The 21,739-nt window shown below is 71.6% G+C and carries 22 protein-coding genes and 1 pseudogene; 2 read left to right on the top strand and 21 right to left on the bottom strand.

The genetic code is table 11. The features are described from left to right. Positions 1-176: 176 nt before the first annotated feature. Positions 177-1,376 carry an L-2-hydroxyglutarate dehydrogenase gene (gene lhgD, locus ABT085_RS17920; protein ID WP_351608179.1) on the bottom strand — a complete coding sequence of 400 codons (1,200 nt, stop codon included), beginning with the start codon at positions 1,374-1,376 and terminating at the stop codon, positions 177-179. A 58-nt stretch (positions 1,377-1,434) separates the two neighbouring features. Further along, positions 1,435-2,892 carry an aldehyde dehydrogenase family protein gene (locus tag ABT085_RS17925; protein ID WP_351608182.1) on the bottom strand — a complete coding sequence of 486 codons (1,458 nt, stop codon included), beginning with the start codon at positions 2,890-2,892 and terminating at the stop codon, positions 1,435-1,437. Positions 2,893-3,175: 283 nt separating this feature from the next. Here ABT085_RS17925 and ABT085_RS17930 point away from each other — a divergent pair, with 283 nt between their 5' ends. After that, complete coding sequence (locus ABT085_RS17930) at positions 3,176-3,463, top strand: putative quinol monooxygenase (protein ID WP_351608184.1); 288 nt, start codon at positions 3,176-3,178, stop codon at positions 3,461-3,463. Between the two features lie 99 nt (positions 3,464-3,562). Here the strand turns inward: ABT085_RS17930 and ABT085_RS17935 are convergent, their stop codons facing one another. The 13 genes and pseudogenes from ABT085_RS17935 to ABT085_RS17990 all read right to left on the bottom strand — a co-directional run bounded on the left by ABT085_RS17935 (position 3,563) and on the right by ABT085_RS17990 (position 14,960). Then, a complete protein-coding gene (locus tag ABT085_RS17935; RefSeq protein WP_351608187.1) occupies positions 3,563-4,591 on the bottom strand; it encodes a methionine synthase II (cobalamin-independent)-like protein in 1,029 nt (342 codons plus the stop codon). Positions 4,592-4,594: 3 nt separating this feature from the next. After that, on the bottom strand, positions 4,595-5,068 hold the full coding sequence (locus tag ABT085_RS17940) for a GlcG/HbpS family heme-binding protein (RefSeq protein ID WP_351608189.1): 474 nt from the start codon (positions 5,066-5,068) through the stop codon (positions 4,595-4,597). Beyond that, complete coding sequence (locus ABT085_RS17945; RefSeq protein ID WP_351608192.1) at positions 5,065-5,850, bottom strand: alpha/beta fold hydrolase; 786 nt, start codon at positions 5,848-5,850, stop codon at positions 5,065-5,067. The genes ABT085_RS17940 and ABT085_RS17945 overlap by 4 nt, the downstream gene beginning before the upstream one ends. 26 nt (positions 5,851-5,876) lie before the next feature. Then, complete coding sequence (locus ABT085_RS17950; RefSeq protein WP_351608194.1) at positions 5,877-6,248, bottom strand: VOC family protein; 372 nt, start codon at positions 6,246-6,248, stop codon at positions 5,877-5,879. Continuing rightward, the gene (locus ABT085_RS17955) at positions 6,245-7,042 is read right to left on the bottom strand and encodes a fumarylacetoacetate hydrolase family protein (protein ID WP_351608197.1); all 798 of its coding nucleotides are present in this window, start codon (positions 7,040-7,042) and stop codon (positions 6,245-6,247) included. The genes ABT085_RS17950 and ABT085_RS17955 overlap by 4 nt, the downstream gene beginning before the upstream one ends. Beyond that, on the bottom strand, positions 7,039-8,487 hold the full coding sequence (locus ABT085_RS17960; protein WP_351608200.1) for an NAD-dependent succinate-semialdehyde dehydrogenase: 1,449 nt from the start codon (positions 8,485-8,487) through the stop codon (positions 7,039-7,041). The genes ABT085_RS17955 and ABT085_RS17960 overlap by 4 nt, the downstream gene beginning before the upstream one ends. 55 nt (positions 8,488-8,542) lie before the next feature. Next, positions 8,543-9,466 (bottom strand): VOC family protein, encoded by a 924-nt coding sequence (locus tag ABT085_RS17965; protein ID WP_351608209.1) that lies wholly within the window; start codon positions 9,464-9,466, stop codon positions 8,543-8,545. 131 nt (positions 9,467-9,597) lie between these two features. After that, positions 9,598-10,509 (bottom strand): LysR family transcriptional regulator, encoded by a 912-nt coding sequence (locus ABT085_RS17970; protein WP_351608211.1) that lies wholly within the window; start codon positions 10,507-10,509, stop codon positions 9,598-9,600. 188 nt (positions 10,510-10,697) lie between these two features. Beyond that, complete coding sequence (locus ABT085_RS17975) at positions 10,698-11,648, bottom strand: sugar ABC transporter substrate-binding protein (RefSeq protein WP_351608213.1); 951 nt, start codon at positions 11,646-11,648, stop codon at positions 10,698-10,700. A 167-nt stretch (positions 11,649-11,815) separates the two neighbouring features. Beyond that, positions 11,816-12,832, bottom strand: coding sequence for an ABC transporter permease (locus tag ABT085_RS17980; RefSeq protein WP_351608216.1), 1,017 nt, complete (start codon positions 12,830-12,832; stop codon positions 11,816-11,818). Beyond that, complete coding sequence (locus ABT085_RS46705) at positions 12,829-13,707, bottom strand: ATP-binding cassette domain-containing protein (protein WP_502982749.1); 879 nt, start codon at positions 13,705-13,707, stop codon at positions 12,829-12,831. The genes ABT085_RS17980 and ABT085_RS46705 overlap by 4 nt, the downstream gene beginning before the upstream one ends. Positions 13,708-13,821: 114 nt before the next feature. Beyond that, a pseudogene (locus ABT085_RS46710) lies at positions 13,822-14,505 on the bottom strand (ATP-binding cassette domain-containing protein); the annotation flags it as partial. Then, entirely contained in the window at positions 14,397-14,960 is a 564-nt protein-coding gene (locus ABT085_RS17990) for a carboxymuconolactone decarboxylase family protein (RefSeq protein WP_351608252.1), read from the bottom strand. The pseudogene ABT085_RS46710 and the gene ABT085_RS17990, both read right to left, overlap by 109 nt. Before the next feature lie 234 nt (positions 14,961-15,194). Between ABT085_RS17990 and ABT085_RS17995 the strand changes: the two genes are divergently transcribed. Beyond that, a complete protein-coding gene (locus ABT085_RS17995) occupies positions 15,195-15,599 on the top strand; it encodes a cupin domain-containing protein (protein WP_351608222.1) in 405 nt (134 codons plus the stop codon). A gap of 106 nt (positions 15,600-15,705) precedes the next feature. On the opposite strand, the gene ABT085_RS18000 is transcribed toward ABT085_RS17995, so the two are convergent. The 6 genes from ABT085_RS18000 to ABT085_RS18025 form a co-directional block, all read right to left on the bottom strand. Next, positions 15,706-16,221, bottom strand: a complete 516-nt coding sequence (locus ABT085_RS18000; protein WP_351608225.1) for a hypothetical protein — start codon at positions 16,219-16,221, stop codon at positions 15,706-15,708. A 318-nt stretch (positions 16,222-16,539) separates the two neighbouring features. Beyond that, complete coding sequence (locus ABT085_RS18005; RefSeq protein ID WP_351608227.1) at positions 16,540-17,871, bottom strand: MFS transporter; 1,332 nt, start codon at positions 17,869-17,871, stop codon at positions 16,540-16,542. A gap of 264 nt (positions 17,872-18,135) precedes the next feature. Beyond that, positions 18,136-19,086 (bottom strand): VOC family protein, encoded by a 951-nt coding sequence (locus tag ABT085_RS18010; RefSeq protein ID WP_351608229.1) that lies wholly within the window; start codon positions 19,084-19,086, stop codon positions 18,136-18,138. Continuing rightward, positions 19,086-20,225: a 4-oxalomesaconate tautomerase gene (locus ABT085_RS18015; protein WP_351608231.1), complete on the bottom strand. Its 1,140-nt coding sequence runs from the start codon at positions 20,223-20,225 to the stop codon at positions 19,086-19,088. Before ABT085_RS18015 ends, ABT085_RS18010 begins: the two co-directional genes overlap by 1 nt. Continuing rightward, the gene (locus ABT085_RS18020; RefSeq protein WP_351608233.1) at positions 20,222-20,932 is read right to left on the bottom strand and encodes a 4-carboxy-4-hydroxy-2-oxoadipate aldolase/oxaloacetate decarboxylase; all 711 of its coding nucleotides are present in this window, start codon (positions 20,930-20,932) and stop codon (positions 20,222-20,224) included. The genes ABT085_RS18015 and ABT085_RS18020 overlap by 4 nt, the downstream gene beginning before the upstream one ends. Then, positions 20,929-21,681: a PIG-L deacetylase family protein gene (locus ABT085_RS18025; RefSeq protein WP_351608236.1), complete on the bottom strand. Its 753-nt coding sequence runs from the start codon at positions 21,679-21,681 to the stop codon at positions 20,929-20,931. The genes ABT085_RS18020 and ABT085_RS18025 overlap by 4 nt, the downstream gene beginning before the upstream one ends. Positions 21,682-21,739 lie beyond the last annotated feature (58 nt).

Consider the following 21,739-nt stretch of genomic DNA (forward strand, 5'->3'; position numbering starts at 1 on the left):
GGCGGCACCCGGCACGACGGCGGGTGCCACCCGGCGCCGCGTCGGGCGTCGTCCAGCGCCGCGTCAGACGTCGTCCAGCGCCGTGTCAGACGTCGTCCAGCGCCGTGTCAGACGTCGTCCGGCGCCGTTGTCAGGCGTCGGACGTCAGGCGTCGGACGTCAGGCGCGTAGGACGCGTCAGGCTTCGCCGAGGGCCGCGTCGGCGATGTGCTCGGCGATGGCCATGGAGGCCGTGGCGGCCGGCGAGGGCGCGTTGCGCACGGCGGTGATCCGGCCCACCCGGTGGATGCGGAAGTCGTCCACGAGGGTGCCGTCTCGGTCCAGGGCCTGGGCACGGACGCCCGCGCCGCCCCGGACCACGTCCCGGACGCCGACGCCGGGGACGTAGTGCCCCGCGTCCTTCATGAAGGCCGCCGCGGAGAACGACCCGCGGTACTCCTTGATGCCCGTACGCCAGTGCCGGGCCGCCATCCGCCAGGTGCCGGGGTAGGCGGCGAGGCCGAGCAGGTCCCGCGGGGAGATCCGGGTGCGCCGGTAGCCCTCCCGGGCCAGCGCCAGGACCGCGTTGGGCCCCACCTCCACCGTGCCGTCGACCCGGGGGGTGAAGTGCACGCCGAGGAAGGGGTAACGCGGGTCGGGCACCGGGTAGATCAGGCCCCGCACCAGGTTCGTACGGTCGGGCCTGAGCAGCATGTACTCGCCCCGGAAGGGGACGATCCGCGGCTCCTGCCGGTCCTGGGCGAGCCCGGCGACCGTGTCGGACTGGAGCCCCGCGCACAGGATCAGCCGGTCGACGCGCACCCTGTCCGCCGCGGAGGTCACGTCGATGCCGCCCGGTGCGTCGGTGATGCCGGAGACCCGGAAGCCGAGCCGCACCTCGCCGCCGCAGTCGGTGACGTCCCGCGCGAACTCCCGGGCGATCGCCGGGTAGTCGGTGATGGCGGTGCGCGGGGAGTGCAGGGCGGCGATGCCTCCCGCGTGCGGCTCCAGTTCCCTGATCTCGTCCCGGGATATCCTCCGCAGGTCCGGTACGTGGTTGTTCCTGGCCCGCTCGTAGAGACTGTCCATCCGGCCGAGTTCGTCCTCGCGGACCGCCACCACCAGTTTGCCGATCTCCCGGTACGGCAGCGCGCGGTCCTGGCAGTACTCGCGCAGCAGGGACACCCCGCGCACGCACAGCGCGGCCTTGAGGCTGCCCGGCGTGTAGTAGAGGCCGGCGTGCACCACGCCGGAGTTGTGGCCGGTCTGGTGGAGCGAAACCTCCTGTTCCTTCTCGAACACCACGACGCGGGTGCCGGGGCGGCGCAGGGCGATCTCGCGGGCGGTGGCCAGGCCCACGATGCCGGCCCCGACGACGCCGATCGTCTCGTCGGCCATAGGCGTCCTCCTTTCTTCTCCGCTTGCTCGCTGTCTCTTTGCTGTCCTGCGGTCTGTTTCAGGCGCCGTAGTGGACGGCGACCGTCTTGACCCGGGTGGAGAAGCGCAGGACTTCCTCCCCCTGCTCCTTGTAGGCCGTTCCGGAGTCGCGGAAACCACCGAAGGGCAGGTGCACGTCCCAGCCGGTGGTCGTGGTGTTGACCGCGATCTGGCCGCACTCGGCCTCGTCGGCGAAACGGTACGCGGCGGCCAGGTCGCGGGTGAAGACGGCGGCGGCGAGCCCGAAGCCGGAGTCGTTGACCGCCTCGACGGCCTGCTCGAAGCCGTCGACGGCGCGCACCGCGAGGACGGGTCCGAAGACCTCCTCGCGCCAGATGGCCGTCTCGGGGGTGACGTCGGCGAGCACGGTCGGCCGGACGTAGCAGCCGTGCGCGCGCTCGCCCTCGGTGTCGGCGCCGCCGCCGGTGAGGACCACGGCCCCCTGCCCGACGGCCCGGTCCAGGTCGGCGAGGACGCTGTCGCGCTGCCGGGGGCTGGACAGCGGGCACAGGGTGGTGGCCGGGTCCGTGCCCGGTCCGACGGTGAGCGTCTCGGCCTCGGCGACCAGGAGACGGGTGAACTCCTCGTACACCGGCCGCTCCACGATCACCCGGCTGGTGGCGGTGCAGCGCTGGCCGGCCTGGCCGAAGGAGGCGGCGACGACCGCCTTCGCGGCGGCCGGCAGGTCGGCGTCCGCCAGCACGACGGAGGCGTTCTTGCCGCCGAGTTCGCCCTGGAAGCGGACGTTGCGGTCGCCGAGGCGGCGGCGGATGCGGTTGCCGACGGCGTTGGAGCCGGTGAAGGTGATGCCGGCGATCCGCGGGTCGTCCAGCAGCGCCGCCTCGATCTGCGTGGTACGGCCCGTGACCACGTTGAGGACCCCGGCCGGCAGGCCCGCGTCGTGCAGGGCGCGGGCGAAGTGCAGCCCCGACAAAGGGGTTTCGCCGGCGGGCTTGAAGACGGCCGCGTTGCCGGCCGCGAGCAGCGGGGCGAGCTTGCGGGCCGGGGTGATCAGCGGGTCGTTCCACGGGCTGATCACCAGGATCACGCCGATGGGCTCGCGCTGGGTGTGGGTGCGGGTGTCCGGGCGGGCGTCGTGCAGCAGGGTGCCGTAGCCCTGGCGGGCCAGGCCCGCGTAGTAGTCGAGGAAGTCGGCGGCCTTACCGGCCTCGCCCCGGGCCTCGGCCAGGGTCTTGCCGTTCTCGGCGGTGACGTCGGCGGCGATCTCCGCCAGCCGCTCGCGGATCAGCCGGGCCGCCCCGGTGAGGATCCGGGCCCGCTCGAAGGGGCTGGTGCGCCGCCATTCGGCGAACCCGCGCTCGGCGTGGCCGTAGGCCCGGGTGACGTCCTCGGGGCCGAGGGCCGGGACGCGGGCGAAGGGGGTGCGGACGTCGGCGGGGTCGTGGACGTCGATCCATTCACCGGTCGCCACCCACTTTCCGCCCGAGAGCGCTTCCACAGTACGCAACGAGATCACTTCCTTGGTCGGCCGCGGTGCGGGCGGTGCGGTCTGGACGAGTGGTCCGGACCGGGCGGTCCGGCCGGGCGGCCATGGTGGCCGGATGCGACAACACACCATGTCGGGGCGGGTCCACCAGCTCCGCGACGGCAGGCAATGCTTGCGCCGCGCGCGGGTGGGCGGTGGCGGGATCCGTGCTGGAATCGGCGGGCCGGACGGCCCGCTCGGGGCCGCCGGAGAGCCGAGCACCACCCGAGTACCACCCAAGTACCACCCGAGTACCACCCGAGGAGAGACGGACATGGCCTACGCAGTCGTCGCCCACTACCGCTGCGCGCCCGCCGACGAGGCCACGGTGCGCGCCGCGCTGCTGAAGGCGCGGGAGTCCACCCGTGCGGAGCCGGCGAACCTGCTGTACGAGGTGCACGCCGTGGCCGGGGAGCCCGGCGGCTTCCTGCTCTACGAGCGGTACACGGACGTGGCCGGCTTCGAGGCGCACAAGGCGGCCGGGCACTTCAAGGAGCTGATCGTGGAGACGGTGTGGCCGCTGCTGAGCGACCGCACGGTCACCTTCGCCGAGGTCCTCTGAGTCCGGAACGGAAGCCGGAAGAGACCGGAAGGAGGGGCCCGGCGGGCTCCCTCCTTCCGGCTTCCTCCCACCCCGGATCAGAACCGGGCCGGAACCGGATCAGAACTCGTTGCCCCACACATAGCGGGCGAGGGTCTCCACCAGGACGAGCTTGCGGCGCTGGTCCTCCGCGCCGAGCAGCGGCCGCGCCGCCACGTCGGCGAAGCCGCGGGACGGGCAGAGGGCCGCGTCCTCCAGGTCCTTGAACTCCCCCACGGCGTCGATCCGTTCCATCATGGAGTCGATGTCCTCCAGGTCCGGCACGGTCGCGTCCACCACGCCGAGGCAGACGTCCCGGTCCTCGGGCAGCGCCCTGAGCAGGTCCAGTTCGGCCTTGGTGCCCCGGTCGAGGGGCAGCACCCAGCGGTCCACCGGGACGGCGGAGTACAGCCGTTCGGCGCGGCCCCGGTCCACCGCGGCGGGCGCCGCCCAGCCCGGTGCGAGGGCGATGCGTACACCCTCCGGGCGCCGGTCCAGACGTACCGCGGCAGCCTCGACGGCGAGCGCGTCCTCGAAGGACAGGGCGCCGGGGCTGTCCGGGTCGGTGGCCAACTCGCCCAGCAGCAGCGGGTTGTCGAGCTGGATGACGCGTACGCCCTGGGCGACAAGCAGCTGGATCTCGGCGTGGACGATCTCCGCGAGGGCCTCGCCGAGCTCCCGGGCCGAGGCCACGCCGAGGCCGGGCTCGAACGTGGTGGCGGCCAGATAGGCCGGTGACGGCAGGGTCGCCTTCGCGGCGATCACCGTCAGTTCGGTGAGCCGGGCGGCCCACTCCCCGAGCAGCGGCCCGTTGGCCTTGGGCAGGGCCTCGGCGACCCAGCGGACCAGACCGTCGGGGTCCTGCTCACCGGTCCGGCGGAAGCCGGAGACCCCGTCGAGGACCGCGCCGCGGAAGTCCTCGCGGGGGAAGTGGCCGTCGGTGACGACGGTGGAGCGCAGTCTGCGCTGGAACACCACCGCCTCCTGGACCGCCTTGAGTTCGGCGGCCGCCAGGGCGTCGGCGTCACCGGCGGCGCGGGCGGCGGTGAGCTCCGCGGGGCGCACCAGGCTGCCGTGGTGGTCGATGCGGTAGTTGTAGGTGTCCGCCATGGGTCAGTCCTTTCCGGGCCCGGCCGGCTTGCCCGCGACGCCCCAGGCGGCGAACTCCAGCTCGTAGCCGAGGGATGCGAGGACGTCGTCGGCGAGCTGCTGGTCCTCGTCCGCGGTGCCGCCGGCGATGCCGAGGCCGCCGATGATCTCGCCGTCCTTCTTGATGGTGACGCTGCCCTCGGCGGCCATGATCGGCAGGGCCGCGCCGGGCAGTTGGGACAGCTGGGAGAAGAAGACCGGCTGGCTCTCCTGCCACTTCTTCAGCATCGGGCCGGGGCGCTGCATCACGGCCGCCGTGTACGCCTTGGCGCGGGCGATGTCCGGGGTCAGGGGGCGGGCCCCGTCGGGCCGGCGGATCGCCACGACGAAGCCGCCGGCGTCGACCACGGCCACGCTGACCGCCTTGCCCAGGTCCTGGGCGCGCCGGTGGACGGCGGCGATGATCTCCTCGGCCGCTTCGAGGGTCACGTTGCTCATACGGTGTCCTCCGGGACGGTCAGGGTGCGGCGCAGCCGGGCGATCGCCGCGTTGTAGGCCTGGGGCGTCTCCCAGTACATGGAGTGCGGGGCGCCGGGGACGATCTCCAGGTGCGAGCCGGGCAGCAGTTCGTGGGCGCGGGTGACGGTCTTGACGCCGAGGACGGCGTCCCGCTCGCCGGCCAGGAAGGCGACCCGCACCCCGCTGTCGCGGATGTCGTCCAGGGACGGTCCGTCGGTGTCGAGGTTGCGCAGGTCCTGCATCCTGGCGACGTTGAAGGTGCCCATCTGCTGGAAGAGGAAGGTGAGGTCGGCGCGCTCGCGCTGGAACCGGGCGGTGAGCAGGCGGTCGATGACGGGCAGCTTGACCGCCTCGGCGCGGTCGGCGGCGGCCAGCTCCCTCAGCTCGGGGTGGCTGATGCCGCCCAGGGAGTGGCCGAGGACGACGGAGGCGACGCGCTCGGGGCGCAGCAGGGCGGCCCGCAGCACGGCGACGGAGCCGATGGACTGGCCGACCAGCATGACGTCGGTCAGGTTCTCGGTGTCGAGGACGGCGACCACGTCGCCGGGGAAGTCCTGGCCGTCGAACTCGGGCATGGAGGAGTCGGACCTGCCGAAGCCGCGCAGGTCCACGGTGACGACCGTGAACTCCTCGCGCAGCGCGGCGACCTGCTGCCACCAGGCGGCGTGGTGGCCGCCGCTGCCGTGCACGAACAGGATCGCCGGACCGCTGCCGTGACGCTCGTAGTAGATGGAGGTGCCGTCGGAGTCGGCGTAGGGCATGGAAAGGAACTCCTGGTCGGTGACGGTCAGTTGGGGCGCTTGGCGTGGTGGACCACTTCGATCATGGTGTGGTCGGGGTCGTGGATGTAGCAGAACTTCGACTGGTTCTCGGGGCGTTGGATCGGCCGGGTGTGCCGGATGCCGAGCTCCTTGAGGTGGGCGAGGAAGTCGTCCCAGTCGTCGACCTCGACGGCGAAGTGGTAGGGCGCCATGCGCTCCATCTCCTCGACCGGGGTGAAGTGCAGGTCGAAGTTGCCGCGTGTCATCAGCACCACGCGGGTGTTGGACTTGGGCATGATGCGCTTCATCCCGAAGACCTTCGAGTACCAGGCCGCGGTCCGGTCGGGGTCGGTGGTGGGGAAGTTGACGTGGTGGATGTAGCGGGGTTCTGCGCTCATGGTCGGTTCCCTTGCTCCTCTTCGAGTTGTACGGGGTTGGACAGCGTGCCGATGCCGCTGATCTCGACCTCCACGGTGTCCCCGGGCGCGAGCCCGCAGGTGGACTCGGCGCCCATCCACAGCACGTCCCCGGGCAGCATGGTGTTGTGCCTGGTGATCTCGACGATGTAGTCGAAGGGGTCGAAGACCATGTCGCCGGTGGGGAAGGCGGCGCGCACCTCGCCGTTCACGCGGAGTGTCGTCGTCTGGGCGAGGGCGTCGACGTCCGTCTCGATCCAGGGCCCCATGGGTTTGAAGGTGTCGCTGTTCTTGCTGCGCCAGAAGGTGCGGTCCTGGTGCTGCCAGGTGCGGGCGCTGACGTCGTTGCCGATGGTCCAGCCGAAGACGGCCGCGCGGGCCTCGTCGCGGGTGGCGCGGCGCAGGGTGCGGCCGATGACGGCGACGAGTTCCGGCTCGGCCTCGAACCTGCCCTCCACCTCGGCGGGCCGGACGATCGGGGTGCGGTGGCCGGTGAGGGCGTTGTTGGCCCGGTAGCCGACCTCGGGCCGCTCGGGCACGACGGCGGCGGTGTTGCCCAGCCGGGCGGCGTGCGCGATGTGCCGGGGGTAGTTCATGCCGACCGCGTAGAACACGGGCGGCACGACGGGCGGCAGCCAGACGGCGTCGGCGCGGGGCAGCACCCCGAGGACCTCGGGGTCGGTCTCGATCGGGGAGCCGGACAGCAGCTCGACGTCCTCCTCCCCCACCCGGGCCCACATCACGCGGCCGCCGGCCGAGACTCGGGCGTACCTCACGGCACCAGCAGGTGGGAGACGCGCTTGGTGACGAGGTACGAGTCCAGCGCCTCGGGGCCGCCCTCGCGGCCGTAGCCGCTGTCCTTGACGCCGCCGGAGGGGGCCTCGGAGACGGATCCGCCGCAGTGGTTGACGGAGAGGATCCCGGCCTCCAGTCCGGCCACCAGCCGCTCGGCGGTGGCCGCGGACTCGGTGAAGGCGTAGGCGGCCAGTCCGTACGGAGTCGCGTTCGCGGTCGCGAGCGCCTCGTCGAGATCGGTGAACGGGACGATCGGCGCGAGCGGCCCGAACGGCTCCTCGTGCATGAGTTCCGCGTCGGCCGGTACGCCGGTCAGGACGGTCGGCGCGAAGAAGTAGCCGGGGCGGTCCAGGCGTTCGCCGCCGGTGCGGATCTCGGCGCCGCGGGCGACGGCGTCCGCGGTCAGGCGCTCCATTGCCGACAGCCGGCGCTCGTTGGCCAGCGGCCCCATCGTGGTGCCCTCGGCGAGTCCGTCCCCGACGACGACGGCCTCGGCGGCCCGCACGAACTCGGCGGTGAAGGCCTCGGCGATGCTCTCGTGGACCAGGAAGCGGCTGGGCGAGGTGCACACCTGGCCGGCGTTGGCGAACTTCGCCTGTGCGGCCCGGCGGGCGGCCTTCACGGGGTCGGCGTCCGCGCAGACGATCACCGGGGCGTGGCCGCCGAGCTCCATCAGGGAGGGCTTCATGACCCGGCCCGCGTGGGCGGCAAGCAGCTTGCCGACGGGGACCGAGCCGGTGAAGGCGACCAGGCGGACGGCCGGGGCGTCGATCAGGTGGGCGGAGACCTCGGCCGGCTCGCCGAAGACGAGGTTGAGGACCCCGGCGGGCAGGCCCGCGTCGGCGAAGCAGGCCACCAGGGCGGCGGCGGTGGCGGGGGTCTCCTCGGAGGCCTTGATGATGATCGAGCAGCCTGCGGAGAGCGCGGAGGAGATCTTTCGCATCGGGCCGCCGGCCGGGAAGTTCCACGGTACGAACGCGGCGACCGGGCCGACCGGTTCGCGCCGTACGGTCAGCAGGGTGTCGGGCTCGGAGGGGATGATGCGGCCGTAGGCGCGGCGGGCGTCGTCGGCGTGCCAGCGCAGGGTGTCGGCGACCCGGCGGGCCTCACCGGTGGCCTCGGCCAGCGGCTTGCCCTGCTCCAGGGTCATCACCCGGCCTACCTCGGCGGCGCGCTCGGTCAGCAGGTCGGCGGCGGTGTGCAGGATCGCGGTGCGCCGGGCTATGGGTGTCTCGCGCCAGATGCGGAAGCCGGCCGTCGCGGCGTCGAGCGCGCGGTCCAGGTCGGCGGGGGTGGCCAGCGGTACCTCTCCGATCACCTTCTCGGTGGCCGGGTCGACGATCGGGGCGGTACGTCCGGTGCCGCCCTGGCACCACTCGCCCGCGATGTACATGCGGACGGCGGGGTAGCCGTGGTCGGTGGTCATGGGTGGGTGCCCTCTCAGGAGCGAGCTGGGGTCCGGCCCGCGGGCCGGGCGTGGGTCAGGACGCGGGGGTGGCGTCCTGCTGGTCGCGGTTGGTGCGCAGCGCCCAGATGTGGTGCGGCGGGGTGGTCTGGTGCACCCGGGTCTCGTAGGTGTCGTCGACGCGGTCCATGTCGGCCGCGTACTCGACCCGGCCGCCGCAGGGGGCGTGCAGGAAGCGGAAGACGTTGGAGCCGACGGTGTGGCGGCCGAGCCGGCGGGCCTCCCGCCACCCGTGGTCGATCATGTGGTTGCCGCCCTCGATCACGTCGTCGAAGCCGGGGACCTCGTAGGCGATGTGGTTGACGCCCGCCTTGTCGGGGCGGTGGCACAGCAGCATGGTGTGCTGGTCGTCGTCGCCGGGGGCCTGCATGAACACGCCCATGGGCTCGACCACGTCGGTCGGGCGGAAGCCGAGGCGGCCGGTGTAGAACGCGACGGCCTCGTCCTTGCCGTGTTTGGGGATGTTGAGCGCGACATGGCACATGCGCAGCGGGCGCACCCGGGTGATCGGCTCCAGCGCCGTGTTCCAGCGCCGGACGCTGCCGAGCGCGTTGGCGGGCCTGGGCTCGACGGTCGCGGGCCGCGGCCGGGCGAGGGTGAGGCCGACGCCGAAGCCGGTCTCGTCGATGCTGTGGTGGACGCCGTCGGCGCTCTCGCGCACCGGGCGGTCCTCGGCCACCGCGGCCACCAGCCGTTCCAGTTCCCGGGCGGTGTCGACGCCCCAGACCACCTCGCGCAGGGTGGGGCCGCTCTCCACCGGCGGCGGCAGCAGGGTGCCGGGGTCGGAGTCGAGGTGCAGGGTCTGTCCGGTGAGCGTCTCGAACACCGCGTGTTCGCCGGTCCGTTCCAGCAGGAACAGTCCGAAGTCGTCGAAGAACCGGGCGCATTCGTCGAGGTCGTCGATGCTGTAGGTGACCGATTCGATTCTCTGGATTCCCATGGATTCCTCGTTTCCGGGTCGCCTGGCGAGCGTAGATTTCGGGTTGCGAGGGCCTCAATGGCCCGAGGTCCACGCAGTGCGCAATCGTTTCTTGCGCGGCCGGCCCACGCGCTCGGCCCAACAGGCCCTGGTCAGGACCGGATGGCGGGGAACGGGTTGCGCGCGAACCAGTCGGCGAGGAAGTCCAGGAACACACTGATCTTGCGCGGGGTGTCCTGTCCGGGACCGTAGATCGCGTACAGCGGGCGGTCGGGTACGGCCAGTTCCGGCAGGAGTACCTGGAGGGCGCCGGAGACGAGGTCGTCGTAGGCCGGCCGCTGGGGCAGCAGTGCGATGCCCCGGCCGTGCACGGCGGCCTTCTGCAGGGCGATGTAGGAGTTCGACGAGAACGCGATGTTGCGGATCTTGTGCAGGGTGCTCGCGTGGCCGTGCCCGATCCGCCACACCGGGTCGTTGACGTGGACGAGGCAGTCGTGCGCGGCGACGTCGTTGGGGTGCGCGAGGGCGCCGTGCCGCTTGATGTACTCCTGCGAGGCGCACAGCACGAACGGCAGCGAGGAGATCTTCTTCAGACGGACGCTGGAATCCCGCAGATCCCGGGTGTGGAAGGCGACGTCGAATCCGCCGTCCAGGAAGTCGTAGGTGCGGTCCGACATCCCGCCGAGTTCGAACCGGACCTGGATTTTCGGATGGGCGGCGGAAAAGGCGGCGATGGCGTCGCCGAGGTCCAGGCTGCCTATCCATTTGGGGCAGATGATGCTGAGCGTCCCCTCGGCCCGGTCGTGCAGCCGGGCGATACCGGCGTCCTCGGCCTCGATCTCCTCCAGGATGCGGGCGGCGAACTCCGCGTACCGCCGGCCGGGCTGGGTGAGGCTGACCGAGCGGGCGGTGCGGTTGACCAGGCGGACACCCACCTGGCGTTCCAGCTCGGCGACGTGCCGTGACACCAGCGAACCCGACGAGCCCAGCTTCTTGGCGGCCCCGCTGAAGCTGCCCACCTGGGCGACGGTGACGAAGCTGTGCATGAGGAGCAAGCGATCCATGTTTCCTCCGGGGACCACTCCCTGTCCGGCCCGCGCCGGGACAGGGAGCAAAGGGGTCGCCGAACCCCGCCGGAATGTCCTGACAGCGGCTCCACCAGGACATCTCGGCGACTCGACGGACGTGCGGCTCGGACATGGCGAGCCGGGCACCGGGACCGGTGGGGGCCCGGCGGCAGGTCCGGTGGGACCTACTTCGGGCAGTACTGCGGCGCCTCGCTCAGGTTGTCCTTGGTGACCAACACAAGAGGAATGTTGGCAATCTTGTCAACCTTCTTCTCGGCAAGGAGGGCGACCGTGTCCTTGACCGCGGTCTGCCCGATGGTCAGCGCGGAGTTCGCGACGGTGGCGGAGAACTGGCCGCTCCTGACCGCGGCGAGCCCCTCGTCGGTGCCGTTGACGGTGACGATCTTGACGTCCCCGGCGCCCGCTGCGTCGAAGGCCTTTCGGACGGCGAAGGCCATCTCCTCGTTGGCGACGAAGGCGTAGTCGAGGTCCGGATTGGCCTGGATCATGTTCTCCGCCACGTCCTGGGCCTTTGCGGGATTGAACATGCCGGGCTGGTTGGCGACCACCTTCGCGGTCGCCGGCAGCCCGCTCTTGAACCCGCCCACCAGCAGGTCGGAGGCGGCCCCCGGGGCACCTGCGACGATGCCCACCTGCACGTCCCTGCCGCCGGCGTCCTGGGCGATCCAGCCGGCGTCCAGGCCGCCGACCTTCTTCAGGTCCACGACGGCCGCGCCGAGGATGTCGCCGGTGTCGCTGGTGGCCACGGACGTCAGGTAGATCGGGATGCCGGACGCCTTCGCCTTGGCTATGTCGCCCTTGAGCGCGTCGACGTTGACGGTCTGCACGATCAGCGCGCTGACGTTGCGGGAGATCATGTCCTCGATGTTGGACAGCTCGGTCCCGGCGTTCTGGTGCGAGTTGGACGTGTAGACCTTGGCGTTCTCGGTCTTCGCCGTCTGCTCGACGGCCTTCTGCAGACAGCTGTGGAAGCTGGTGTCGCCGCCGTTGACGAACCCGAGGGTGACGTCACCGGAGCTGGACGGGTCGTCGCTGCCGGCACAGGCGCTGAGCGCCAGGGTGGTGCAGGCGACCGCGGCGAACAGGGCGTGACGGGAACGGGCGGGAAGTCTCATGGTGGACCGCCTTTCGGGACGGGCTGGGGCACGAAGGACCGCGGGCACGGCGGACTGCCGGTACGACGGGCTGCGGGCGCGACGGACCGTGAGCACGGCGAGCCGTGACCAGGACGTGCGGGAGCGAAGAGGGTGCGAGGAGGTGAAGCGGCTGCGGGGGGTGGTGCTCAGCGCCGCGCGGAGCGGGCCTTGTGCAGCTCGTTGGCGACGGCCGCGACGAGCAGCACCGCGCCGACGGAGACCGGCTGGTAGTTGCTGGAGAAGTCCAGGAGGTTGAGCGCGTTGGCGACCACCCCGAGGAGCACCAGGCCCAGCGCGGTGCCGGTCACGGTGCCGTAGCCGCCCGCGAGCGAGGTGCCGCCGATGACGACCGCGGCGACGACGGCGAGTTGCAGCGAGAGGCCGGCGGTGCCGCCGGGGCTGCTGGAGCCCAGCCGGGACAGCAGCATCAGGCCCGCCAGCCCGGAGAGGGCGCCGGTGGTGCCGTAGAGCACGAGCTTGCGCGCCGTGACGTTGATGCCGCTGAGGCGGGCGACGTGCTCGTTGCCGCCGATGGCGAAGGCGTCCCGGCCGAACACGGTGAACCTCATGACCAGGGCGGTGGCCACCAGCACCAGGACCGCCACGACCAGCAGGTACGGGACGCCGAGGAGCTTGTTGTTCCCGAGCGCGAACATCCGGGTGCCGATGGAGATGGTGTTGCCGTCGTGCACCAGGAGGGCGACGCCGTCGAGCAGGGTGGCCGAGGCCAGGGTCGCGACGAAGGGTGCCACCCTGGTGAACGTCACGACCAGCCCGTTGACCAGACCGATGGCCGTGCCCAGCAGCAGCGCGACGGCCACCGCGTAACCGGTGGGCTGTCCGCTCGCCAGCAGCCTGGCCGCGACGGCGGCGGTGACCGCGACGTTGCTGCCCATGGAGAAGTCCATGCCGCCCGCGGTCATCAGCAGCGTGAGACCGGCGGCGAGCACGGCGTTGACGCTCACCTGGCTCAGGATGTTGACGATGTTGCGGTCGGTGGCGAAGGTCTCGGTCCGCAGCGCGGTGAAGGCGACCACGATCACCAGGACCGCGATCAGAGCGGCGTGCGGTACGCCGCGCAGGGCGCCGGGCGAGAACCGGGAGCGGCGCCCTGCGGGCGGCTCGGACACGCCGGGGGCGTCGGGAAGGGTCTTGACGCTCACTGCGGTTGACCTCCGAGGGCGGTGGCGACGAGCTCGTCGCGCGTGATGGCGGTGATGTCGTGCACGGCGACCGTGCGGCCGGCGCTGACCACGACGACCCGGTCGGCCAGGCGCATGACCTCCTCGGCGGAGGAGGAGGCGAGCAGTACGGCCACCCCGCGCGAGGCGAGGTCGTCGACGAGGGTGTGGATGTCGGCCATGGCCGCGATGTCCACGCCGTTGGTGGGGTCCTCGAGGAAGCAGGCGGCCGGCCCGGTCTCCAGCCACTTGCCCAGCAGGACCTTCTGCTGGTTGCCGCCGGACAGTGCGCTCACCGGAGGGTTCCCGGTGAGGGAGACCACCCCGTAGGCGCGGCGCACCGGTTCGGCCCGGCGGGCGAGCCGGTCCCGGCGGTGCACCCGGCGGCGGGTGAAGCGGTCGTCGGCGAGCATCAGGTTCTCGTCCAGGGACAGGTCCGGTACGAGTCCCAGGGTGCGGCGGTCGCCCGTGACGCACCGCAGACCGCTGCCGAGGGAGGCCGGGATGCTGCCGACGGCCACCGGGCGGCCGTCCACGTGCAGTTCGCCGCTGTCGGGGCGCTGTCGTCCTGACAGCAGGTCGAACAGCCTCGACTGCGCGTCGCCGGCCGGTCCGAGGACGGCGACGACCTCGCCCCTGCGCACCTCGACGGAGAAGTCCCTGATCGCCCGGCCCTGACTCAGCGACCGTATTTGCAGGCCGAGTTCGCTCTTCGGCGCGGGGCGTTCGGGGCGCCGCGAGACGACGTCCCGGCCGACCATGGCGCGGACCAGTCCGGCGGGGTCGAGCTCCTCGGCCGGACCGGTGCGCACCACCGACCCGTCCCGCAGGACGGTGATGCGGTCGGCGACGGCCATCACCTCGTCGATGTAGTGCGAGATGTAGACGACGGCGACGCCGTCGTCGCGCAGCCGGCGCACCAGGGCGCGGATCCGGTCGGCGTCCTTGGCGCTCAGACAGGCGGTCGGTTCGTCGAGTACGAGGACGCGGCCGCCGCGGCGGACCTCGCGGGCCACCTCGACCATGGTCTGCTCGGCGACGGTGAGCGAGCCCGCGGTCCGCTCCACGTCGATGTCGATGCCGAGCGAGTGCAGCGCCTCGCGGGCCTGCTGTCGTACGGCCTTCCAGCGCACCGCGGCGCGCCGGGTGGGCAGGTCGCCGAGCAGGACGTTCTCGGCGACCGTGAGGCCCATCGCCAGTTCGCGGCGCTGCGGCACCGAGGCGATGCCGAGCCGGCGGGCCCTGCGCACGGTCAGCCCGGGGTGCGCGTGACCATCGACCTCGACCGTGCCGCCGTCGGGCTGGTGCACCCCGGACAGGACCTGAACGAGCGTCGACTTGCCGGCGCCGTTCATGCCCATCAGGGCGTGGATCTCACCCGGGTACAGGTCGAGGTCGACCCCTTTCAGCGCCGCCGCCCCGCCGAAGCTCTTGCTGACGCCCCGGATCCGCAGGACGGCCGTGGCGGCCGTACCGGCACCGCTGTCGGTGCTCTTCCTCGCGGTCACGGCAGTACCTCCCTGCGTACGCGGGCGGGTCGGGGAACTCACGGCTGCGGCCGTTCGGCCGCGGCGCGGACGCGTCCGTAGCCGCGGATGTCGGGGAACGGGGGCTGCCTGTCGGCCTGGAGGTCGACCTGGAAGGTGTTCAGGCACATGCCGAGCATGGTGAAGTTGCCGAGCGCGCCGATGGTGTCGACCAGGCCTTTGGCGCCGAAGTGCGCAAGGGCGCGGGCGAACGTCTCGTCGGTGACGAAATGCTCGTCGAGGATCTCCCGGCAGAACTGATAGAAATCCTGGTCCACTTCGTTGTCGAAGACCGCCTCGCGCTTTTCGGCGATGGCCTTCACCGCGGTCTGCGGAATGCCGGCCTCGATCGCCTGGTGCACATGTGCGTTCCACGAGTACTGCGCGTCCCAGTTGCGGGCCGCCATCAGCAGCGTGAGTTCCCGCAGATGCTCGGGGAGACTGCAGTCGAACCGGGCGAACGCGCCGAGCGACTCGGCCCGTTCGCACATCTCCGGGCTGTGCAGCCAGACCCGGAAGGGACCGCGGACTGCGCCGCGGCGGCCGGCGATACGGGCCGCCAGTTCCTGCTGCCGCGGGTCCATTTCCTCTTCGTCGAGAACGGGGAGCCTCATCTGGCCGTTACCTGCCTTTTCTTTCCGGCGCGTTTCACTCACGGGTCGAGAAGCCGTGCGGTGACAGGTGACGGTACAGCCGGGTCCGGGTTGCTCACCCTTCTCGGAATGCAAGGTAAAGCTGCACGCCGGAGGGCACCCGTTCCCGCCCGCGCGACCTAACGTCGTTCCTCGCATCACGTCGGAAGTGGAAGGGAACCCCGGATGACCACGATCATCAAGGTCGCGTCCGTGCCGTTGCTGGACAGGGGCGGTTCGGTCGTGACGACACCGTTGATCACGACCACGTCGGCGGACGGGGAGAACCGCATCACCAGCGGGATGAGCGTCTATCCGGTGGGCTCCGGCGCGCCGCTGCACTCGCACAACTGCGACGAGCACGTCACGGTCCTCGACGGCGAGGCGGAGGTCTGGGTCGACGGCGAGGTCACCAGGCTGGAGCGGTACGACACGACGTACATCCCCTCCCCGATCCCCCACCTCTTCCGCAACGTCGGCGACCGCCCGCTGCGCATCCTGTGGGTGTACTCCTCCGGCCACGTCACCCGCACGTTCACGCAGACCGGCAGGACGGTGGAACACCTCTCACCCGCGGACCAGATGGGCTGAGCCGACAGATCCCGTACACACGCCGCGGGGGCGGGCAGGAGACAGTGCCGGCACCGCCACCCCGCGCACGGCGGGTCGGTCACCTGGGGGCGGTCACGTCCACCGTCTATTGCCCGTCAGGAGTCCCCTCGAATGCTTTGAAGCAGACGTCCCGGCCGGTATTGCAGATCTCGGCGTCCATCGGGAGGTGTACGCCCGCCGGGAATTCGTACGTCAGAAATGTCATCGTCCTGCCCGAGGGGAACTTCACCGTGGCTTCCTGCACCGGGGTCGCGTGCTTCGGCGTACCGCCGGTGAAGGCGAAGGGCCCGGGGGTGTTCTCGACGACGCTGACACTGAGCCACATCACGTGTCCTTCGGGATCGTCGAGGGCGTGCGGAGCGGCATGGCCCACGTGCACGTAGCCCTGCGGCTTCCGCTTCGGCGCAAGACCGAAGCACCGCCGGTCCGAGCCGAGCTCGCGGATCGAGATCTGGCAGTACCTGTCGGCGTCCGGCATCCAGACGACATCGCCTGTGCCCGCCGGCCGACGGCGTAGAACGGCAATCTCGGACGTCACCGGGACGGCCTCCCCCGCCCGCAACAACGCGCTGTACGCCTGGACCAGCCGCGTGTCCTTCAAGGTGATCACTGCCGTGCCCAGGGGCGTGGCAGGACCGGGCTCGGGCCTTTCGGCGGAACCGGAGGGAGCGTGAGAGGAGGGAGCCGGGAAAAGGGAGGGAGAGCTCAGCGGGGGGTCGGCGTCCGTGCACGCCGTGGCCGCTGCCAGCAGTATCCCGACCATCGCAAGAAGCCCGCGCTTCATCGCCCACCCCCCGGTTGTCCGGATCATAGCCACCGATCGGTGACGCGGCATCAGGAAAAGCACCCGCCGGCCCCCGCATCCCGTGCGGTGACCGGCGTTGGTCCTTCCCCCTGGTGGCAGGGGCGGTCGGTGCGGTCAGTGGGCGGCGACCAGTTCCTGCTCCGTGCTGTCCGTGTCCGTGGCCTTGGCGCTGCGCAGGGCCGCGATCCCGATGAAGACCATCGAGGAGAGGCCCGCCAGGGCGAAGGCGGTGAAGCCCCAGTCGCCGTGGCCCGCGGCGAGCAGCTGGCCGCCGAGCCACGGGCCGAAGACGGCGCCGAAGCGGCCCATGCCGGAGGTCCAGCCGACGGCGGTGGCGCGGTCGCCCGGGTCGGAGCGGATCGAGACGGTCGCGTAGATCATCGTCTGGGCGCTGTTGAGGAAGACGCCGGTGAGGAAGACGACCACCATGGTCACGCCCATCGGCATGTGGACGCTGAGCAGGAAGACTCCGGCGGCGGTCAGCGCGAACCAGAGCGCGGAGACCCGCGGGGCGCCGAAGCGGTCGGCGGCCCGGCCGGCCACCAGCATGCCCACGATGCCGCCGAGGTTGAAGACGACCACGAAGGTCAGGGCGGAGCCGAGCTCGTAGCCCTCGGCGCGCATCAGGGTGGGCAGCCAGGTGGCGACGCCGTAGACCAGCAGCAGACCGCCGAAGGAGGCCAGCCAGTACAGCAGGGTCTGCGTCCACTCGCCCCCGCGGAAGAGGTTGACCAGCGCGTTCCAGCGGTCGGCCGCGCCCTGTCGGACGGACGACTTGGTCGCGGGCAGCTCGACGTCGTAGCGGTCGGCCAGCGCGCGGGCCTCCTCGGTGCGGCCCTTGGCGACCAGGAAGCTCAGCGACTCGGGCAGGAACCTGGCCAGCACCGGGGCGAACAGGAGCGGGGTCACGCAGACCCAGAACGCGGACTGCCAGCCGACCGGCTCCACCAGCCACTTGGCCACGTAGGCGGAGAGGATGCCGCCGGCGTGGTGGGCGGTCATCAGCAGGCCGATGACGATGGCGCCGCGGCCGCGGGGGGCGTAGTCGGAGACCATGCTGATCGCGGTGGGCAGCAGGCCGCCGAGGCCGACGCCCGCCAGGGTCCGACCGAGGCCGAAGACCGCGAGGCTGTCCGCCAGGGCGCACACGCCGGAGGCCAGCGAGAACAGGGCCACGCAGGCGACCATGAGCTTCTTGCGGCCGATCCGGTCGGCGACGGTGCCCGCGGTGAGGGCGCCGACCAGCATGCCGAAGGTGGCGTAGCTGCCGAGGTCGCCGGCCTGGTCGGGGGTGAGGCCGAAGGTCTTCGTCGCGAGCAGGTGCGGCAGCACCGAGCCGTAGATGAACATGTCGAGGCCGTCGAAGAGGACGGCCAGCCAGCACAGACCGACGACCAGGAAGGCCAGTCTGCTGCCGCGGGCGGGCAGCGCGAGGGAGGAGGACATCTTTGTTTTCCTCTCGTCCAGGAGGCGTTCCCTGGAGGAACTCGATGAGGGTCCCCCAGCTCGGGCGGAGCCGAGAACTCGGGGGTGGGTCGTCGCGGCTCGTGCGGCCGACCCGGTGTGCGCTAGACGCTAAGGATCTACCCCAAGAGTGTCAACGCTTTTGTCAACAATCTCATCAACGATCTGACAGAGGGGCTCGTCGTCGTATGCGCGAAAGGGTGGGCGCGCACCTCGATGCGCCGCCCACCCCCGCGGAAGTCCCCGTTACGCGACCGGCGGTGTGCCGTGCGTGTGGAAGGACTGGATCGTCTTCAGGCCCCAGGCCTGCCCCTTGGCCCGCTCCGCCTCGGTCCAGGTGACCAGCGGCCAGTCGGGGGCCAGCACCAGCCGCGTGAGCGGGTTGCACAGCTCGATCCGGTTGCCGCCCGGCTCGTAGACGTACAGGAAGAACGTCTGCTGGATGGCGTGCTTGTGCGGTCCGGTCTCGATGAACACACCGCTGTCGATGGCGAGGTCGGCGGCGCGCAGGATGTCCTCGCGGGTGTCGGTCGCGAACGCGATGTGGTGCAGCCGGCCAGCCGAGCCGGTCCAGTCCGAGGTGTAGACGACGTCGTACGACTTATCGGTGAAGGTCAGCCAGCGGGCCGCGATCCTCCCGGTGTCGAGCCGGATCTGCTCGGTGGGCCGGGCGCCCAGCACCTGCTGCTGGAACTCGGCGTTGGCGAGCACGTCGGCGGCCAGGAAGTTGATGTGGTCCAGGCGCCGCACGCCCACGCCCCGGTTCGGCTTGGCCTGCGGCTGGTTCTTCAGGGCCGGCCTGAGCTCGTCGGGAGCCTGGTAGTACTCGCTCTCCCAGTACAGGGCGTGCTCGTGGCCGTCCGGGTCGGTGGTGACGTAGAGCTTGCCCAGGCCCGGTTCGTCCTCGGCCCAGTGGCCGGTGCCGCCCGCCGCCTCGACCGCCTCGATCCGGCGGTGCAGGGCCTCCTCGCTGGAGGTGCGCAGGGCGAGCCGGCCCAGGCCGGGCTGTTCGCGGGCGGTGAGCACCAGGCTGTGGTGCTCGTAGTCGTCGAAGGTGCGCAGATACACGGTGTCGCCCTGCTGCCCGTTGACGGTGAGACCCAGGTAGTCGGTGAAGAAGGCGACGCTGGCGTCCAGGTCCGGGGTGAACAGCTGGGCGTGGCCGATGTGGGCGATGTCGCCGAGCGGCGGAGTCATCACTGACCTCCTCGGGATGGTGCGGATGCGGGCGCGGCACACGGTGCCGGGGACCGGGGCGGTCCCGTCTCGGCGGACCGGGGGAACACGGTGCCGTCGAAGATCTTGCGGGCCGTGCGGACCACGGCCGTGCGGTGGGCGGTGGGCAGGCCGTCGGGACCGACCCCGAGGCTACTTTCGATGTCCAGGAACCCGGTGGGATGCTCGATGCGGACTCGGTCACCCCGGTCCGGGAGCCGGGCGAGCCCGGCGCCCACACCCCCTTCGATCCGAAGGCCGGCGGCGACGCTCGCCGCCCCGAGCACCCCGATCGACGGATGGCAGCGCACCGGGATGAAGGTCCGGGTGGTGATCGCGCCGCCGTCACGCGGTGCGGCGAGCAGCGTGAGCTTGGGCACGGTGGTGTCCGAGACGTCGCCCAGTCCCATCAGCCGGCCCGCCGCCAGGCGGATCTCCCGCAGCCGGTCGGCCAGCGCGAGGTCCTCCTCCAGGTCCTTGGGGCTCTCGTAGCCGGTGACCTTGAGGTCGGCGGCGGCGATGAGCACGGTCGGCATGCCGTTGTCCACGCAGGTCACCGGTGTGCCGTCGATCAGGTCCCGGACGTTCCCGGTGGGCAGCAGCGGGCCCTCCCCCGGCGGGAACTCGATCGTCACGGGGGCGGCCGTACCGGGCACCCCGGAAATTTCCGTGACCCCGGCGTACGAAAGGCGGCCGCCAGGCGTGGGGAAGGTCGCCGTGGCGAGATCGCCGCTGTTGACCATCCGGATGCGTACGGAGGTGTGCTCCGGCCCGGCCGGGACCAGCCCGCGTTCCACCGCGAACGGGCCGACTCCGGCCAGGATGTTCCCGCAGTTCTGACGATCACTCACTTCAGGCCGGTCCACGGCGACTTGGAGGAAGAGATAGTCGACGTCGGCCCGCGGGTCGGCGGACGGGGAGATCACTCCCACCTTGCTGGTGAGCGGGTGCGCCCCGCCCAGGCCGTCGATCTGCCGCTCGTCCGGACTGCCCATGACGCGCAGCAGCAGCGCGTCGCGGGCGGCCGGTTCGGCGGGCAGGTCGGCGGCCAGGAAGTAGGCGCCCTTGGAGGTGCCGCCCCGCATCAGCAGGCAGGGCAACTCCTCGGACCCGCCGGTCACGATCCGGCTCCCTCGCCGCTGTACTCCTCGTAGCTGCGGTACTCGACGCCGAGTCGTACGAGGGTCTCGCGCAGGCCGTAGCGGTCCAGGCCGAGTTCGCCGTCGAGGAAGGCGGCCCGGGTCCCGGCCTCCTTGGCCTCGCGGGCCTCGGACGCCTCGACCGTGGCGCGGGCGCGTTCGCGGGGGACGACCACCACGCCGTCGTCGTCGGCGAGGATCACGTCACCGGGGCGGACGACCTGGCCGTCGATGGCGATCGGCACGTTGACCGAGCCGCCGGTGGCCTTGACCGTGCCCTGCGAGGAGACCGCCCGCGCCCAGGCCGCGAAGCCCATGTCGCGCAGCTCCTGGGTGTCGCGGACACCGGCGTTGGTGACCACGCCCCGCACCCCGCGCCGCTGGAGCGCGGTGGCGAACAGCTCGCCGAACATGCCGTCGGTGGACGGCGAGGTGGTGGTCACCACCAGGATGTCGCCCTCGCCGCACTGCTCGACGGCGGCGTGGATCATGAGGTTGTCGCCGGGCCAGCTGAGCACGGTGACCGCGGTGCCGGCGACCCGTACGCCCTGCTGCACGGGACGGATCTCCGGACCGAGCAGGCCGGTACGGCCCATCGCCTCGCTGACGGTGGCCACGCCGAAGCCGGCCAGCGCGTCGACGTCCTTGGCGTCCGCCTTCGGCGGGCCGGTAACGATCACGCCGCTCATGCCAGCTCCTTCGCGATCTCCGGGTACGGACGCATGTAGGCCTCGGCCATGGTCTTGTGCGCCAGGCCCAGGTTGGGGCCCGCGTTGCGCTTGAGCTGGACACCGCGGCGGACGGCCAGATCGGTGTAGTAGTCCCACAGGTGCTGCTGGGCGCCGAGGCACTCCATGGCCTTGCGCTTGGTGTCCCACACCTCGGTGATGTCGAGCAGCACCTCGGGCCTGAAGCCGCTCATCTCAGGCTGGTGCGGCTCGAAGAAGAAGACCGGCGGGGCTCCGATGATCTCGCCGGGACCCGGGTAGCCGATGGCCTGGGCGAGCACACGGGCCTCCAGCGCCATCCGGTTCGCGGCCGGGTGGTCGCCGTTGTAGGGGTCCTCGGCCGGGTGGGTCAGCACGACGTCCGGCTGGGTCTCGCGGTAGACCTCGACCAGCTTGTCGGTGAGCTGCGCGGTGGCCACCAGCGGGTAGTCGCCGGCGTCGAAGAAGCGGACCTCGGCACCGAGGGTGGCGGCGGCGCGTTCGGCCTCGTCGCGGCGTATCGCCTTGATCTCGTCGAGCTTCCGGCCCTCGCGCCACGCCTTGGCGGACTCCCCGCGCTCGCCGAAGGTCAGGCACGCGATGGTGACCTTCTCCCCCCGGGAGGCGGCCAGGGCGATGGCTCCGCCGGCACGCCAGACGAAGTCCCCGGCGTGCGCGGTGATGACGAGGGTCGAGCGTGGTGGGCCGGCGGGCGCGTTGCCATGCGTCATTGCTGGGATCTCTCCTTCTTACGGGCTCGGTCGGCCGCCGGGCGCTGTCGCCTGTGCC

Source organism: Streptomyces sp. NPDC002265 (genome assembly GCF_040296125.1).
GTDB lineage: Bacteria > Actinomycetota > Actinomycetes > Streptomycetales > Streptomycetaceae > Streptomyces.

Excerpts from the sequence above, each read along its gene's own strand:
- ABT085_RS17945 (WP_351608192.1), bottom strand. The coding sequence starts at position 5,850 with ATGCCCTACGCCGACTCCGACGGCACCTCCATCTACTACGAGCGTCAC.
- ABT085_RS17975 (WP_351608213.1), bottom strand. The coding sequence starts at position 11,648 with ATGAGACTTCCCGCCCGTTCCCGTCACGCCCTGTTCGCCGCGGTCGCC.
- ABT085_RS17940 (WP_351608189.1), bottom strand. The coding sequence starts at position 5,068 with ATGAGCAACGTGACCCTCGAAGCGGCCGAGGAGATCATCGCCGCCGTC.
- ABT085_RS17990 (WP_351608252.1), bottom strand. The coding sequence starts at position 14,960 with ATGGACCCGCGGCAGCAGGAACTGGCGGCCCGTATCGCCGGCCGCCGC.
- lhgD (WP_351608179.1), bottom strand. The coding sequence starts at position 1,376 with ATGGCCGACGAGACGATCGGCGTCGTCGGGGCCGGCATCGTGGGCCTG.
- ABT085_RS17950 (WP_351608194.1), bottom strand. The coding sequence starts at position 6,248 with ATGAGCGCAGAACCCCGCTACATCCACCACGTCAACTTCCCCACCACC.
- ABT085_RS17960 (WP_351608200.1), bottom strand. The coding sequence starts at position 8,487 with ATGACCACCGACCACGGCTACCCCGCCGTCCGCATGTACATCGCGGGC.
- ABT085_RS17970 (WP_351608211.1), bottom strand. The coding sequence starts at position 10,509 with ATGGATCGCTTGCTCCTCATGCACAGCTTCGTCACCGTCGCCCAGGTG.
- ABT085_RS18020 (WP_351608233.1), bottom strand. The coding sequence starts at position 20,932 with ATGAGCGGCGTGATCGTTACCGGCCCGCCGAAGGCGGACGCCAAGGAC.
- ABT085_RS18010 (WP_351608229.1), bottom strand. The coding sequence starts at position 19,086 with ATGACTCCGCCGCTCGGCGACATCGCCCACATCGGCCACGCCCAGCTG.
- ABT085_RS17995 (WP_351608222.1), top strand. The coding sequence starts at position 15,195 with ATGACCACGATCATCAAGGTCGCGTCCGTGCCGTTGCTGGACAGGGGC.
- ABT085_RS18025 (WP_351608236.1), bottom strand. The coding sequence starts at position 21,681 with ATGACGCATGGCAACGCGCCCGCCGGCCCACCACGCTCGACCCTCGTC.
- ABT085_RS18005 (WP_351608227.1), bottom strand. The coding sequence starts at position 17,871 with ATGTCCTCCTCCCTCGCGCTGCCCGCCCGCGGCAGCAGACTGGCCTTC.
- ABT085_RS17965 (WP_351608209.1), bottom strand. The coding sequence starts at position 9,466 with ATGGGAATCCAGAGAATCGAATCGGTCACCTACAGCATCGACGACCTC.
- ABT085_RS46705 (WP_502982749.1), bottom strand. The coding sequence starts at position 13,707 with ATGGCCGTCGCCGACCGCATCACCGTCCTGCGGGACGGGTCGGTGGTG.
- ABT085_RS17930 (WP_351608184.1), top strand. The coding sequence starts at position 3,176 with ATGGCCTACGCAGTCGTCGCCCACTACCGCTGCGCGCCCGCCGACGAG.
- ABT085_RS17935 (WP_351608187.1), bottom strand. The coding sequence starts at position 4,591 with ATGGCGGACACCTACAACTACCGCATCGACCACCACGGCAGCCTGGTG.